Here is a 14,948-nt window from a genome sequence, read left to right as displayed (position 1 = left end):
CCAGTTAAACTATCACTGATTGATTTCATTGCTGAATTAATTTTCGTTGTTACATCACTTGGTAATTTATCCATTTGATTTAATGAGAAATTAACCACTTGTTCTGCATCACGCTGTAAAGTTGGTGTTGCTTTGATTAAATTATTAACATTAGAAATAATAATAGGAGCAATGAAAGCTACTACGATAGCGATAATAGCGATTAATACGATAAAGATAGTTAAAATACTTCCCCAACGTGGGAAACCCCATTTTTCCAAAAGCGTTTGAAAAGGTAAGCAGATATAAAATAAAAATCCACTTAACAAGAATGGAAGAAACACTGAACCAATAATAGTTGCTATAGGTGTAAATACACTATGCACTTCCATAAATAACTTTATAAGTACGAACAGGATGATTAAGAAAATCCCAGTTCGAAACCATACTTTATTAAGCATAGACTTACTTCCTCCTAAAGTAATCAATTCATTAATAATAAGTATATCTTAAATAAGAGATGTTAAAAAGGAAAAGTTGATTAACTAAAAAAGAATTATATTATAATATTTAGTAGTGTAAAAATATATGAGCTTAATTAAACAATTCCTAATTCTCTTAAAAAAGTATATAAAATCTAAAATAAAAAAGCTTATTATAAACGGTTATATCGCTGTCACTAATAAATAAAATTGATACAATATGAATATATATGAAGGAGAGAGGATAACATGGGAGAATTTAAAGCTGGAAAAATTAATAAATATATTTTAAATAGTAAAATTCTAGAAAGAGATATCACATTGTCGATTTATCTTCCAGAAGATTTTACTGAATTATTTAAGAGTCAGGTGATTATTTGTTTTGATGGATTGGATTTTTTCCGATTTGGAAGAATTCAGCGTGAATATGAACGTCTAAGAAAAGAAGAACATATTGAACGTGCCATTATTGTTGGATTTCATTATGAAGATGTTGAGAAACGTAGAGAAGAGTTTCATCCTCAAGGTAGTCGTAGTCAAAAGACGATTCAGTCAGTAGTTAAAGAACTTTTACCTTTCATTGATCAAACGTTTCCTACCTATAAGGTGGGGAATTCTAGATTATTAATAGGAGATAGTTTAGCTGGAAGTATTGCCTTTCTTACTTCATTGACTTATCCTTCAATATTTAGTCAAATAGCTATGTTTAGTCCGCATTCAGATCATACTGTTCTTGAAAAATTTGAGACCTGTAAGCAACGTAATCGATTAACGATTTGGCATGCAATTGGTAAAGATGAAGTCGATTTCAAATTACCAACGACTGGTGAACAAGCTGACTTTTTAACTCCAAATAGAAAACTATCCAACCTTATTGAACAAGACGAGCGTGTCACTTACGTATATAATGAATTTAATGGTAGTCATAATTGGAAATCATGGAAATCTATGCTCGGAGATATTCTCTATTATTTTTTAAATAATAATCATAGTACATATTAAGAGTCTACAAATCTTTTTTTGAAAACCTTTTCATAAAATGTTGTATCTAATAACGTATTAAATGGAATTTTGATATAATAGAAGTATGTTAAACAAAGGAGGAATTTCAATGAAGATAGGATTAGCACTTATTCCGTCACAATCATTTCAAAATGAAGTAGATGGCTATCGTAAGCGTTATGATACAGAGTATGCACGTATTATGCCACATATTACGATTAAACCTCACTTTGAACTTAAAGAAACAGCATTAGATTCATTTAAAGAAGAAGTTAAACAAAGATTAGTTGGATTTAAACCTGTAGAAGTTCACGTTACAAAAGCTTCAAGCTTTAAACCAACAAACAATGTTATTTATTTTAAAGTTGAAAAAACAGAAGAATTAGAAAATTTATTTAATACATTTAATACCGAATCATTTTATGGTAAAGCTGAACATCCATTCGTTCCTCATTTTACAATTGCTCAAGGTTTAACGAGTCAAGAATTTGAAGATATATTTGGTCAAGTGAAGCTTGCAGGGGTAGACCATAGAGAAACCATCGATGAACTTTCATTGTTACATTACAATGAAGATGAAGATAGATGGAACATTGTTGATAGTTTTAAACTAGCATAATATGTATATAAAAAAAGAAGTCGAAACAGTTTAGTTTTGACTTCTTTTTTTAAAGAATATTTTTAATGCTGTTTACTTTTGATAAAATAAATTCCATAAAAAATAGCGAGTAATAGAAAAATGAAAGCTGAGACATAGAATGTATTATTTAATCCATTTGAGAATTGAGCGATAAGACCTCCGAAAAGAGGACCAATCATTGAACCAAAGCCTTGGACACTATTAAATACACCCCAAGTTTCTTCTTGTTCAGACGGATCGATATGTCCAGCCATAAAAGTATTCCAAGCAGGTAATAAAATGCCATACATTAAACCTATAAAGGCGGCAACTATCCATACAACGAAAATATTGTTAACTAGTGAGAGACCAAAAATAAATAGTGTAAACAATATGAATCCTACAAAAATAACGGTATACATAAAGCCAGTACTATTTTTATCAATCATTTTAGATAAAAATAACATCGATATTGCACAACCAATACCACCAATAGCGATAGCAACAGTATATTCAATCGTTGTTACCCCCACAACTTTTGTAGCATACGTCGGCAATATTGGAAGCAAAGCTGAGATTGAAGCACCTTGCAACAAAATGCCTGGGAATAAAATCATATGACGTTTCATTACCTCTACGATTTGACCTAATTGTTCTTTTACAGGTTTAGTATTGTAATTTGTGAGTTTTACATCTACAAAATAATAAAGTATCCATGCAATGATAACGACAAGAGACATAGCGAATGCAAATCGCGTTGGATGTATTTTGACTAGAACATTCATAAACGCCCAGCCTACAAGCAAACCTAATAACCATGCAAAGTATACATAACCCATTTGTTTGCCACGTTGACTTTCTTCCACACTAGATAACATAATTACCCATATTGGACTTACTGCAATCCCTAGCATAATTGCACTAATGATAATAATGATGGGATGAGCTGGAAAGAAAATAATTAGAAACAAGCTTAAAAAAGCTAATAAAAAACCTAAATTAAGGATAATTTTAGTCCCGAATTTCTTTAATAAAAAACCAATCACAAAGTTTGTAGCTGCATCTGAAATAAAATGAATGGATAACGCTACTGAAGTCACAGCTACAGCGATAGAGGTTACAGTAGGTAAATAGTTAACATAACTTAATACATACATGCCTCTAGCAAATTCCATTAAAAATAAAATAATGAGCATTATTTTAAAGTTTTTACTTATGCTTTTATTGTTTGACAAAGAACTTAGCATATAATGGCACCTTTCCATAAATTTCTTGCTGTTGAGATGAATGATCGAGCATATTCAATAAATCGATACAAAGTCGATGGGTTGAATAATCTACTCTATCCTGACGCATTGTATTTATCATTAGAGTTAATTTATTCGAATCATGTGTTAATTCAGAGACAATATCAATTGCATCTTCAGGAGTATTAGCAATTCTACCATACCCTTTTTCTTGGAAATAATACGCATTTTCTAGTTCTTGTCCTGGAGCAGGATTTAAGAAAATCATTGGGATACTTCTTGTCAAACCTTCGGATATTGTAATCCCACCTGGTTTAGTAATCATTAATTGACTTGAAGCCATCCATTCATTCATATGTTTTGTATATCCTAAAATGAGAACGTTGTCATAAGACTTAAATCTAGCTTCCAAATTACGTTTAAGTCCTTTACTTCTACCACAAATCATAACGACTTGAGAATGAGGACTTTTTTCTAAGATACGTTCTATCATATGTTCAAAACCTTTTGATACTCCAAAAGCACCTGCAGACATAAGAATAGTATTTTTTTTAGGGTCTAAATGATATTTTTTTAGCCAAGCCTTTTGATCAATATCCGCTTCAAATTTATCAGAAATAGGGATACCCGTGACTTTAATTAAAGATGCCGGTACACCAACGTTTACGAAGTCTTCTTTTGTATCTTTAGTAGCTACATAATATCTATGAGAATTTGGAGTAATCCAGTTTTTTTGTAGACGATAATCCGTCATGACTGTTGCAATAGGGATACGCATGTTAAATTGTTCAGTTAATACTGACATCACGGGCGTTGGAAAAGTCATTAAAATCAAGTCAGGCTTTTCTTTTAAAAGTAGGTTAATCAGTTTATTTAAACCATAGTATTTATAAAAACATTTATCTAATTCATCTGGTCGACTATAATAAAAGTTTTTATACATATTTCTAAAATATTTAAAGCTATTGATATACCATTTTTTACAAATAGACGTAAGGATGGGATGTGCTTCCATAAATAAATCATGCTCAATAACAGAAATATGAGATAGATTCATGTCATTCAATTGATTGACAATACTTTGTGTCACTTGTAAATGACCATTTCCAAATGATCCAGTGATAATCAATATCTTTTTATTTTGAGTAACCATTAATAGTCACCCTCCAATAATTTAAGTTTAATCCATCGAATGATGTATTATAGTAAAAAATACATACTAGTATAAATCATATGTATTTCATTCAAGAAAGTCATAAAATTCATTTATAGTGAATTATAGCATATTCGAACAATGATTACTTTAACTTTATACCCTTATCCTAGCACTAATAAAGTGAAATGTAGGAGGCTTACACTAAGATAAGAAAAAATTTATAAATAATTAACTTAAAATTAATATTAATAATATAGAACATAGAAAAGTTATTTGATTTTAAGTAGTTCAGAATTTACTTTTTTAGGTGAGAATAAATTTATCAACAACTTTAAAATGTGTATAATAGAGATATTGAAAAAAAGGAGCGATACATTTTGAATGCGAATGAGTTGTTCAATAAAATAAGAGTTAAACAAGTTATAGGAACTTTAGATATAGATATCACTGATATTACTACAGATTCACGAACTGCTAGTGAAGAAAGTATCTTTGTAGCCTCTAAAGGATATACGGTAGATAGTCATAGATTTTGTCAAAATGTCATTGATCAAGGAACTAAAATTATAGTTGTAAACCGTAAGCAAGAAGTTAAAGGAGAAGTAACACAAGTTATTGTACCTGATACTTTAAGAGTAGCCAGTATATTAGCGCATACATTATTTAATTATCCAAGTCAACAACTCACTACCTTTGGCGTCACTGGTACAAATGGTAAAACTTCAATCGCGACGATGATTCACTTAATTTACAGAGGATTAGACAAAAATAGTGCGTATTTAGGTACGAATGGATTTCAAATTAATGAAGAAAAAACAAAAGGGGCAAATACTACTCCTGAAACTGTATTGCTTACTAAGAAAATTAAGCAAGCTGTAGATAGTAAAGCTGAAGCAATGACTATGGAAGTCTCAAGTCATGGGTTAGCTCTAGGACGATTAAGAGGTGTAGAATTTGATGTAGCTGTTTTTTCAAATTTAACACAAGATCATTTAGACTTTCATGGCACAATGGAAGCTTATGGACATGCTAAATCATTACTATTTAGTCAATTAGGTGAAGATTTATCAAAAGAAAAGTATGTGGTGTTAAATAATGATGATGATTTCTCTAAATATTTAGAAACAGTAACACCTTATGAAATATTGACATATGGTATAGATAATGAAGCACAGTTTATGGCTCAAAATATCAAAGAATCTTTACAAGGTGCACAATTTGATTTTGCTACTCCATTTGGCACGTACCATGTTTCATCACCATATGTAGGTAAATTTAATATCTCAAATCTTATGGCAGCTATGATAGCAGTGTGGAGTAAAGGAATCGATTTCAAAGATATCGTAGAAGTGGTGAAATCTTTAGAACCTGTTGAAGGGCGTCTAGAGGTTTTAGATCCATCACTTCCAATCGATTTAATTATTGATTATGCACATACTGCTGATGGTATGAATAAACTGATTGATGCAGTGCAACCTTTTGTTAAACAAAAGCTCATCTTTTTAGTAGGTATGGCTGGCGAACGTGATTTAACAAAAACGCCTGAAATGGGAGCTGTTGCATGTCGAGCAGACTATGTTATTTTTACACCTGACAATCCAGCAGATGACGATCCTAAAATGTTGACTGCAGAACTTGCTAAAGGTGCAACGCATAATAACTATGTAGAATTTGAAGATCGAGCTGAAGGCATTAAACATGCTATCGAAGTCGCGAATCCAGGTGATACAGTTGTACTTGCTTCTAAAGGTAGAGAACCTTATCAAATTATGCCAGGACACGTGAAAGTGCCACATCGTGACGATTTAATTGGTTTAGAAGCTGCGTATAAAAAGTTTGGACAATCCAGCTATGATCATTAAGCAACTTTCTGAACAAAATGAAATAATCAATGTATATCTATATGAGAATGTGCATCATTCTTATTATATGATAGCTATTCCAGATATGTTTTGGTCAGTAGAATTAAATGCACAACTCAATGAACAGGAAATAAATGAAGAATTAACCATGCAATTATTTACATTTAAAGAAGAAAATGAAGCATTGCGTATAGCTTCTCAGTTATCTAAGTGGATAATAAAGGATTTAAAGGAGAATAATGAATGAGTTTAAAAGAAGAAATAGAATCAAGAAAGACGTTTGCTATTATTTCACACCCGGATGCTGGTAAAACGACGCTAACTGAAAAATTATTATATTTTAGTGGTGCTATTCGTGAAGCGGGTACTGTAAAAGGAAAAAAAACAGGGAAATTTGCAACCAGCGACTGGATGAAAGTGGAACAAGAACGTGGTATTTCTGTAACCAGTTCAGTCATGCAGTTTGATTATGATGATTATAAAATTAATATTCTAGATACACCAGGACACGAAGATTTTTCTGAAGATACATACCGAACATTAATGGCGGTTGATAGTGCAGTAATGGTTATCGATTGTGCGAAAGGGATCGAACCTCAAACATTAAAATTATTTAAAGTATGTAAAATGAGAGGCATTCCTATCTTTACTTTTATCAACAAATTAGACCGTGTAGGTAAAGAGCCATTTGAACTATTAGAAGAAATTGAAGAAACATTAAATATTGACACATATCCAATGAATTGGCCAATAGGAATGGGGCAAAACTTTTTTGGTATTATCGATCGTGAGACTAAAACTATTGAACCTTTTAGAGATGAAGAGAATGTATTACACTTAAATGATGAGTATGAACTTGAAGAAGAACACACAATTGGCAATGATAGTGCTTTCGAACAAGCGATTGAAGAGTTTATGTTAGTTGAAGAAGCTGGCGAAAAATTTGATAATGAAGCCTTATTAAATGGTGATTTAACTCCTGTATTCTTTGGATCAGCATTGGCTAATTTCGGGGTTCAGAATTTCTTGAATGCATATGTAGATTATGCGCCCATGCCTAATGCTCGTCAGACAAATGAAGAAGTTGAAGTTAGTCCATTTGATGATGAGTTCTCAGGTTTTATATTTAAAATTCAAGCGAATATGGATCCTAAACATAGAGATAGAATTGCTTTTATGAGAATAGTTAGTGGTGCGTTTGAAAGAGGTATGGATGTGACCCTACAACGTACCAATAAAAAACAAAAAATCACACGTTCTACCTCTTTTATGGCAGATGATAAAGAAACCGTCAATCACGCAGTAGCTGGAGATATTATTGGATTATACGATACAGGTAACTACCAAATTGGTGATACATTGGTTGGAGGTAAACAAAAATTTAACTTCCAAGATTTACCGCAATTTACACCTGAAATTTTCATGAAAGTCTCTGCTAAAAATGTAATGAAACAAAAACATTTCCATAAGGGAATTGAACAGCTTGTGCAAGAAGGCGCGATTCAATATTATAAAACACTTCATACGAATCAAATTATTCTCGGTGCAGTGGGTCAATTACAATTTGAAGTATTCGAGCACAGAATGAAAAATGAATACAATGTAGATGTCGTCATGGAACCTGTAGGTAGAAAAATTGCGCGTTGGATTGAAAATGAAGATGATATTCAAGATAAGATGAACACGTCACGTTCTATTTTAGTGAAAGACAGATATGATAAGTTTGTTTTCTTATTTGAAAATGAATTTGCTACACGTTGGTTTGAAGAAAAATTCCCAGATATTAAACTATATAGTTTATTATAAAAAAATAACAATATAAGGTTTAAGTTAAAAAAATAATAAAGATATACAATATTTTTAGCTCTAACGTTGTTTAGATATACTAAATTTGGTTATAATACTCTTAACAAATAAATACCTATGACTTAATGTCAGAGGGGAGTAACTTGAGAATTTGAGGTGCTATATTACTAACATCTTTAATTCAGCATTTTATCGTCATTACGAAGTTGATACTTCCGGTAAAATGAGCAAATTTGCTAAGTGAGACCTTTGCTATGAATTAGCATAGGTCTTTTTATTTGTATAAATAAATAAAGGAGCTGTCTTTTCATGGATCCAAGCTTAATTTTACCTTATTTGTGGGTAATATTAGTGTTAGTATTTTTAGAAGGATTACTAGCAGCAGATAACGCCGTTGTAATGGCAGTAATGGTTAAACATTTACCACCAGCACAGCGTAAAAAAGCATTATTCTATGGTTTACTAGGAGCATTTGTTTTCCGTTTTATTGCTTTATTTTTAATTAGTATTATTGTGAATTTCTGGTTTATTCAAGCGATTGGTGCTGCATATCTAATTTTCATGTCTATTAGAAATCTTTGGAATTTCTTCCATAAGAAAGATGAAGAGGAACAAGTTGGGGACGAACATCATTATGATGAAACTGGCGCTGAAAAGAAAGTAAGTGCTGGAAAATTTTGGGCTACCGTATTTAAAGTAGAGTTTGCTGACATTGCCTTTGCAATTGATTCTATGTTAGCAGCAATGGCTATTGCAGTGACACTTCCTAAGATGGGTATTCATTTTGGCGGAATGGATTTAGGTCAATTTGGAGTTATGTTCATCGGTGGTATGATTGGTGTTATTTTAATGCGTTTTGCAGCAACATGGTTTGTTGATTTATTAAATAAATATCCAGGTTTAGAAGGTGCCGCTTTCGCAATCGTTGGCTGGGTAGGTATTAAATTAGTAGTTATCGTATTAGCTCATCCAGATATTGGCGTATTATCAGAAGACTTCCCACATAGTACATTATGGCAAGCAATCTTCTGGACTGTAATGATTTTATTAGTTGTTATTGGATGGTTAACATCAGTACGAAAAAATAAAAAGAATGCTAAGCATTAGATGTCATCGATACCTTTTGAAGTTTTTTTATAAGAGACTTCAAAAGGTTTTTTCAATTAATAACTATTTGTATAATATTTTTAGAAAATATTTGACAATCGTTTGCTTATTAACACTAATGATATTAAAATTTAAGTAATATATAAATAAATTCAGATAGGTATATAACCACATAAAAGTAAATCATTTTTTTAGTGATATATATTGTGATTTCAAGGTTAGGAGTGGGCATCTTTGGATAATGATAAAAAACAAGTGATACCGCGTAGTAAATATGGACGTAAACGTCACGAATACTTTCATAATGAAGAACGTGAAAAACGTATTGAACGTGAAAGACAAAAGCGTGAACATTTAGCGGAAAAAGAACAGCATCAAGCAAAAGTAAATGAAGAACGTGTCAAAGATAATTTAAGAAAAGCTAGAATTGAGAAATTAACACAAGAAGAAATTCAACAACAACAACACTTAGCTAAGTTAAGATCAAAAAGAGATGCATCAAAAACAGCTAAGAAAAATAATAGGCATCATTTAACTTTGCCTGAAGAACAACACCTTAAACAAGAAGACATACATAATGAAGAATTAAAACAGCAAAAACCAATTTCGAGTAATGGCTCAAAAACTGAAAATGAAACGAATAAATCTATAGAACCAACTTATAGTAGATTGAATAAAAATAATGAATCTCGTCCAAAATCTAAAAAAGAAAAAGACAATCAGCATCGTGATACAATTAAAACACAATCTAAACATCCAACTATAACTGAAGAATCATACATTTCATCTAAGGATAAAGGATCAATTCATACTGAGAAAGAACAAATTTCAACTCAACAACATTCAACTCAAGTAGAACATACTAAGAATGAACAACCAAAGCATATATCTAATTCTAATAAGAATACGACAGAAAATATATCGAATCAACAACCTCATGAATTACATGAACAATCAGCAAATGATACACAAAATAAAGTCGTTGTCTTTTTAAAAGAACATTGGATTAAAATTGTAATCGCAATTGCTTTAATATTAATCTTAGTTTTAGTAAAAGCAATTTTTACTGAACCTTCTCAAGAACAACACTCAAATCAAACACATACACAAGATAAGAAGTACACAACAACTATGAAAAACGCTAATAATACTGTCAGATCAGTGGTAACAGTAGAAAGTGACGCACCTAAGAATACTTCAGTTCAAAAGACAAATTCAAAATCAGATAATGAACTTGGTTCAGGTGTCGTCTACAAAACTGTAGGCGATACTTTTTTTGTATTAACAAATACACATATTGTTGGTGAAGTGGACAAAGTTAAGATTACATATGGAGAAAATAAAAGTATAAAAGGTGACGTTGTCGGAAAGGATAAATGGTCCGATATTGCAGTAGTGAAAGCAAAAATCAATGATAAAAATATTAAACCTATCCATATTGGAAATTCAGATAATTTAGTTTTAGGGGAATCGATATTAATTGTAGGTAATCCTCTAGGAGAAGAGTTTAGAAATACGGTATCTAAAGGGATTATTTCGGGGTTAAATCGATTGGTTCCTGTTGATTTTGATAAAGATAATAAAAATGATGAATTGATGCAAACGTTCCAAATTGATGCTTCTGTTAATCCTGGGAATTCAGGTGGAGCTGTAGTTAATAAAGATGGAGAGCTTATCGGTATTGTCTCATTAAAAATTAATATGCCAAGCATAGAAGGAATGGGTTTTGCTATTCCCATTAATGAAGCTAAATCAATCGCTAAAGAGCTTGAAAAAAATGGGAAAGTAAATTATCCCAATACTGGAATAGCTTTAGAAAATGTGAATGATTTAAATAATTATGAACGCTCACTTTTAAAATTACCTAATGATATGCATCATGGGATTTTAGTGAAAAAATTAAAAGATGACGGTTTAGGTAAAAAATCAGGTTTAAAAATTGGTGATGTCATTGTAAAATTAGAAGGTAAAACATTAAAAGATAATTTGCAGTATAGACACATTCTGTTTAACCATCGACAAGATTTAAAAACGTTATCGGGTACAATTTACAGAGATGGAAATATTCAAGATATAGAAATTAATTTGAAATGACATTGAGGTGATAAACTAATGTCTATTTTCAGTAAATTATTCAAAAAATCAACGCCTCAACAAGGTATTGTTTTATATTATTTAATTGCCATTGTCGTTGCATTTTTATTACTCAATTTACCTTTTGTACATAAACCTGGCGTGAAGGTAAGTCCTATAGATACGTTGTTTGTAGCTGTATCTGGAATTAGTGTGACCGGTTTAACGCCAGTTAGTATTATTGATACCTATTCTTCATTTGGCCAACTTATCATTTTAATTATCTTAAACATCGGTGGTATAGGCGTAATGGCGATAGGTACAGTATTGTGGGTAGTACTTGGTAAACACATTGGTATGCGTGAACGTCAACTTATCATGCTTGATAATAATAAAGACACAATGAGTGGGACAGTTAAGCTTATTATTGAAATTGTTAAAACAATTATAACTATCGAAATTGTAGGTGCACTCTTGCTTGCATTTTATTTTTACAGAGACAATCCTGATTTGAAAAATGCTTTAATGCAGGGCTTGTTTGTATCTATTTCAGCTACTACAAATGGTGGGTTAGATATTACTGGCCAATCTCTAGTTCCTTATGCCAAAGATTACTTTGTACAAACTATTGTAATGTTTTTAATTATTCTTGGGTCAATTGGTTTTCCAGTATTACTTGAAATCAGAGCTTATATAAGAAATAGAGTAAGTCATTTTAGATTTTCTTTATTTACTAAAATTACAACAACGACTTACTTTTTCTTATTTATATCTGGATTTTTATCTATTTTAGCACTTGAGTACAATCATGCATTCAAAGGATATAATTGGCATCAATCTTTATTCTATGCATTATTTCAATCTGCAACTACACGTAGTGCTGGATTACAAACCATTGATGTGACACACTTTAGTGATGCAACAAATGTCATTATGAGTATTCTCATGTTTATTGGATCTTCTCCGAGTTCAGTAGGAGGAGGTATTCGAACAACGACATTTGCGATACTTATTTTATTTGTGATTAATTTTAATAACAATACAGAAAAATCATCGATTAAAGTATTCAATAGAGAAATTCATATCATCGATATACAGCGTTCTTTTGCTGTGTTTATAATGGCGACAGTACTTACTTTTGTAAGTATCATTATTATATTAGCGGAAGAAGCCAATAATTTATCATTCTTACAGGTATTTTTTGAAGTCATGTCTGCATTTGGAACTTGTGGCTTATCACTTGGGGTGACAGATAATATTAGCAGTGTTACTAAGGTAGTCTTAATGCTTCTTATGTTTATAGGACGTGTCGGTTTAATATCATTTATTATTATGATATCTGGTCGTAAAGAACCTGATAAATTTAGTTATCCAAAAGAAAGAATTCAAATTGGATAAACAAAGAAAGGAAAGTGGGATACATCCATTTTGAATTCGGTATCCCACTCTTTTTTTTATAGATAGTTATATTTTAAATGAAAAAATAATATCATTATTGAAATGAATAGTGCTACCAATCAAAAAAACCTTTTCTTAGTTTTAGCAACTAAGAAAAGGTTTTTATCCATGAAAGATAAGTAATAAAATGATGGCAACAATTTGACCTAAAGACGATGTAACAATACGTCTTGTATACTGATAACTCAATGATAATATGACTTGAGCTATAAAGATAAAAATAACAATCCACCATTTATCAAGATAGATAAATAAAGAACTAGAACATAATGCAGGTATTAAAATTGTTAGCCAGCGAGGTAGTCTAAATTTATTTAATTCTTTTTGTAAGACAGCACGCATGTATAACTCATGACAAGGGATGACAAATAAGATAGTAATTAACATTTGCCATTTAAAATATACACCCGTTCTTGATAATTCTTTAATTAATTCGGTATAAGTAATTTGTGACGATATAAGTGAAAATATAAGTTGTATCATCACTAATACAACACCTGTGATTACTCCCACACCAATAGAGGTTAATAGACGTTTTGATGTGATATCACGTTGATAAAATACATAACTAATGCCAGCAATTAACATGATACCAGTATATAAATACCAATATTCTTGATGTTCTCCCCACATTATAAATAAGATGAGATGAAATACAATAAAACTTGCAACAAACCAAATTAAGGGTTTAGATGTATTTTTCATTTAATATTAACCTTCTTATTCAACGATTTTATATCGTTTGTGATTAATAACTGTTTTTTCAGGTAAATCTAGTTCATTAAAATTTTCCATAATTGTCAAATCAACAATAACTGAATTATCATTAATTTTTTCAACACGGCCTCTTAAACCGTCATAAAATTCTACAATATTTCCAACTTCTGCAACAGTCATTTCGAGTCCTCCTCAAATCATAGCTAGACTATATTGTACTAAAATTTACACTACAAATAAACAAATATATACTAAAATCAGAAAATATTATATTTTTTTTGAAAATAATGCCATAATTATGTTAAACAATCGATAATGGATGATATATTGCATTATTAAATTTTAAAAGAAAGAGAAAGGTGAGTGCTATGAAATTTGTAAGTAATAATAATATTACTGACCCTACCATTAACTTAGCTATGGAAGAATATGTACTTAAACATTTACCTGCAGATGATAGTTACTTTTTATTTTATGTTAATGAACCATCAATCATTGTAGGTAAAAATCAAAATACAATTGAAGAAGTTAATAAACAGTATGTAGATGATCATCATATTCATGTTGTACGACGAATTTCTGGAGGAGGAGCTGTGTATCATGATAAAGGAAATTTGAATTTTAGCTTTGTAACGAGTGATGATGGTAACAGTTTTCATAACTTCAAGAAATTTACTGATCCTATTGTTCAAGCTTTACAATCTATGGGTGTAGATGCAGAAATGACAGGCCGTAATGACATTCAAGTAGGCACAGCTAAAATTTCCGGAAATGCTATGGTTAAGGTTAAAAATCGTATGTTTAGTCATGGTACATTAATGTTAAATAGTGATTTAGAAGAAGTGCAAAACGCATTAAAAGTGAATCCTAAAAAAATTCAATCTAAAGGTGTGAAGTCTGTACGTAAACGCGTAGCAAATATTGAAGAATTTTTAGATGAATCTGTTACGATCGATCAATTTAAACAAATCATTTTAAAAACCATCTTTGGTGAGCATGAAGTAGAGGAATATCATTTAACGGAAGAAGACTGGAACAATATTAAGCAATTAAGCAATGAAAAATATCGCACTTGGGATTGGAATTATGGTAAAAATCCTAAATATAATTTTGAACGTGACGAAAAGTTTGAAAAAGGATTCATTCAAATTAAATTTGATGTCAAAAAAGGGAAAATTGAGCATGCTAAAATCTTTGGCGATTTCTTTGGAGAAGGAAATGTCAATGAATTAGAAAATGCTTTAGTAGGCACATTACACGATTATACTCATATAAAAGAAGTAATGGAAGACTACGACTTTTATCATTACTTTGGTGATATCGATAAAGACAGTATATTGAAATTAATGGCGTATTAGTTTAGATATAAAAAAGGAGTCAAATTGTGGCACTGAACCCTTAAAATGGTAACTTAATAAAAACACTATGTTCTAGGCTGCT

Annotated in this window: 14 protein-coding genes and 1 riboswitch; of the genes, 9 read left to right on the top strand and 5 right to left on the bottom strand. The window is 30.8% G+C overall.

The window, feature by feature from the left end:
• Window positions 1-440, bottom strand: a 440-nt coding sequence (locus tag HMPREF3046_RS11005) for an AI-2E family transporter (protein ID WP_141755528.1), incomplete at its 3' end; no start/stop codon positions are given.
• 270 nt (window positions 441-710) lie between these two features.
• Between HMPREF3046_RS11005 and HMPREF3046_RS06270 the strand changes: the two genes are divergently transcribed.
• Together HMPREF3046_RS06270 and HMPREF3046_RS06265 are read left to right on the top strand one after the other, a co-directional pair.
• On the top strand, window positions 711-1,463 hold the full coding sequence (locus tag HMPREF3046_RS06270; protein WP_070717632.1) for an esterase family protein: 753 nt from the start codon (window positions 711-713) through the stop codon (window positions 1,461-1,463).
• 109 nt (window positions 1,464-1,572) lie between these two features.
• Entirely contained in the window at window positions 1,573-2,082 is a 510-nt protein-coding gene (locus tag HMPREF3046_RS06265) for a 2'-5' RNA ligase family protein (protein ID WP_070717628.1), read from the top strand.
• A 62-nt stretch (window positions 2,083-2,144) separates the two neighbouring features.
• On the opposite strand, the gene ltaA is transcribed toward HMPREF3046_RS06265, so the two are convergent.
• Together ltaA and HMPREF3046_RS06255 are read right to left on the bottom strand one after the other, a co-directional pair.
• A complete protein-coding gene (gene ltaA, locus HMPREF3046_RS06260; RefSeq protein ID WP_070717625.1) occupies window positions 2,145-3,329 on the bottom strand; it encodes a lipoteichoic acid biosynthesis MFS flippase LtaA in 1,185 nt (394 codons plus the stop codon).
• On the bottom strand, window positions 3,304-4,482 hold the full coding sequence (locus HMPREF3046_RS06255) for a diglucosyl diacylglycerol synthase (RefSeq protein WP_070717623.1): 1,179 nt from the start codon (window positions 4,480-4,482) through the stop codon (window positions 3,304-3,306). Before HMPREF3046_RS06255 ends, ltaA begins: the two co-directional genes overlap by 26 nt.
• 380 nt (window positions 4,483-4,862) lie before the next feature.
• On the opposite strand from HMPREF3046_RS06255, the gene HMPREF3046_RS06250 reads away from it, so the two are divergent.
• The 6 genes from HMPREF3046_RS06250 (at window position 4,863) to HMPREF3046_RS06225 (ending at window position 12,731) form a co-directional block, all read left to right on the top strand.
• On the top strand, window positions 4,863-6,347 hold the full coding sequence (locus tag HMPREF3046_RS06250) for a UDP-N-acetylmuramoyl-L-alanyl-D-glutamate--L-lysine ligase (RefSeq protein ID WP_070717620.1): 1,485 nt from the start codon (window positions 4,863-4,865) through the stop codon (window positions 6,345-6,347).
• Window positions 6,337-6,594 (top strand): YueH family protein, encoded by a 258-nt coding sequence (locus HMPREF3046_RS06245; protein ID WP_070717615.1) that lies wholly within the window; start codon window positions 6,337-6,339, stop codon window positions 6,592-6,594. Before HMPREF3046_RS06250 ends, HMPREF3046_RS06245 begins: the two co-directional genes overlap by 11 nt.
• Window positions 6,591-8,153 (top strand): peptide chain release factor 3, encoded by a 1,563-nt coding sequence (locus HMPREF3046_RS06240; protein WP_070717612.1) that lies wholly within the window; start codon window positions 6,591-6,593, stop codon window positions 8,151-8,153. The genes HMPREF3046_RS06245 and HMPREF3046_RS06240 overlap by 4 nt, the downstream gene beginning before the upstream one ends.
• Before the next feature lie 121 nt (window positions 8,154-8,274).
• Window positions 8,275-8,407: riboswitch (yybP-ykoY riboswitch) on the top strand.
• Between the two features lie 55 nt (window positions 8,408-8,462).
• The gene (locus HMPREF3046_RS06235; RefSeq protein ID WP_070717609.1) at window positions 8,463-9,260 is read left to right on the top strand and encodes a TerC family protein; all 798 of its coding nucleotides are present in this window, start codon (window positions 8,463-8,465) and stop codon (window positions 9,258-9,260) included.
• Between the two features lie 234 nt (window positions 9,261-9,494).
• Window positions 9,495-11,354 (top strand): S1C family serine protease, encoded by a 1,860-nt coding sequence (locus HMPREF3046_RS06230; RefSeq protein ID WP_070717606.1) that lies wholly within the window; start codon window positions 9,495-9,497, stop codon window positions 11,352-11,354.
• 18 nt (window positions 11,355-11,372) lie between these two features.
• Complete coding sequence (locus HMPREF3046_RS06225) at window positions 11,373-12,731, top strand: TrkH family potassium uptake protein (protein WP_070717604.1); 1,359 nt, start codon at window positions 11,373-11,375, stop codon at window positions 12,729-12,731.
• Window positions 12,732-12,893: 162 nt separating this feature from the next.
• On the opposite strand, the gene HMPREF3046_RS06220 is transcribed toward HMPREF3046_RS06225, so the two are convergent.
• Together HMPREF3046_RS06220 and HMPREF3046_RS06215 are read right to left on the bottom strand one after the other, a co-directional pair.
• Window positions 12,894-13,496: a CPBP family glutamic-type intramembrane protease gene (locus HMPREF3046_RS06220; protein WP_070717601.1), complete on the bottom strand. Its 603-nt coding sequence runs from the start codon at window positions 13,494-13,496 to the stop codon at window positions 12,894-12,896.
• Between the two features lie 15 nt (window positions 13,497-13,511).
• Entirely contained in the window at window positions 13,512-13,688 is a 177-nt protein-coding gene (locus tag HMPREF3046_RS06215; protein ID WP_002448045.1) for a YkvS family protein, read from the bottom strand.
• A 188-nt stretch (window positions 13,689-13,876) separates the two neighbouring features.
• Here HMPREF3046_RS06215 and HMPREF3046_RS06210 point away from each other — a divergent pair, with 188 nt between their 5' ends.
• Complete coding sequence (locus HMPREF3046_RS06210) at window positions 13,877-14,866, top strand: lipoate--protein ligase (protein ID WP_070717598.1); 990 nt, start codon at window positions 13,877-13,879, stop codon at window positions 14,864-14,866.
• Window positions 14,867-14,948: the final 82 nt, after the last annotated feature.

The organism is Staphylococcus sp. HMSC070D05 (assembly GCF_001815595.1).
GTDB classification, from domain to species: domain Bacteria; phylum Bacillota; class Bacilli; order Staphylococcales; family Staphylococcaceae; genus Staphylococcus; species Staphylococcus hominis.
This window is presented reverse-complemented; position numbering and strand designations above follow the sequence as displayed.

Coding starts and splice junctions, on each gene's coding strand:
- HMPREF3046_RS06245 (WP_070717615.1), top strand. CDS start 6,337: ATGATCATTAAGCAACTTTCTGAACAAAATGAAATAATCAATGTATAT.
- HMPREF3046_RS06235 (WP_070717609.1), top strand. CDS start 8,463: ATGGATCCAAGCTTAATTTTACCTTATTTGTGGGTAATATTAGTGTTA.
- HMPREF3046_RS06265 (WP_070717628.1), top strand. CDS start 1,573: ATGAAGATAGGATTAGCACTTATTCCGTCACAATCATTTCAAAATGAA.
- HMPREF3046_RS06255 (WP_070717623.1), bottom strand. CDS start 4,482: ATGGTTACTCAAAATAAAAAGATATTGATTATCACTGGATCATTTGGA.
- ltaA (WP_070717625.1), bottom strand. CDS start 3,329: ATGCTAAGTTCTTTGTCAAACAATAAAAGCATAAGTAAAAACTTTAAA.
- HMPREF3046_RS06240 (WP_070717612.1), top strand. CDS start 6,591: ATGAGTTTAAAAGAAGAAATAGAATCAAGAAAGACGTTTGCTATTATT.
- HMPREF3046_RS06215 (WP_002448045.1), bottom strand. CDS start 13,688: ATGACTGTTGCAGAAGTTGGAAATATTGTAGAATTTTATGACGGTTTA.
- HMPREF3046_RS06220 (WP_070717601.1), bottom strand. CDS start 13,496: ATGAAAAATACATCTAAACCCTTAATTTGGTTTGTTGCAAGTTTTATT.
- HMPREF3046_RS06210 (WP_070717598.1), top strand. CDS start 13,877: ATGAAATTTGTAAGTAATAATAATATTACTGACCCTACCATTAACTTA.
- HMPREF3046_RS06225 (WP_070717604.1), top strand. CDS start 11,373: ATGTCTATTTTCAGTAAATTATTCAAAAAATCAACGCCTCAACAAGGT.
- HMPREF3046_RS06270 (WP_070717632.1), top strand. CDS start 711: ATGGGAGAATTTAAAGCTGGAAAAATTAATAAATATATTTTAAATAGT.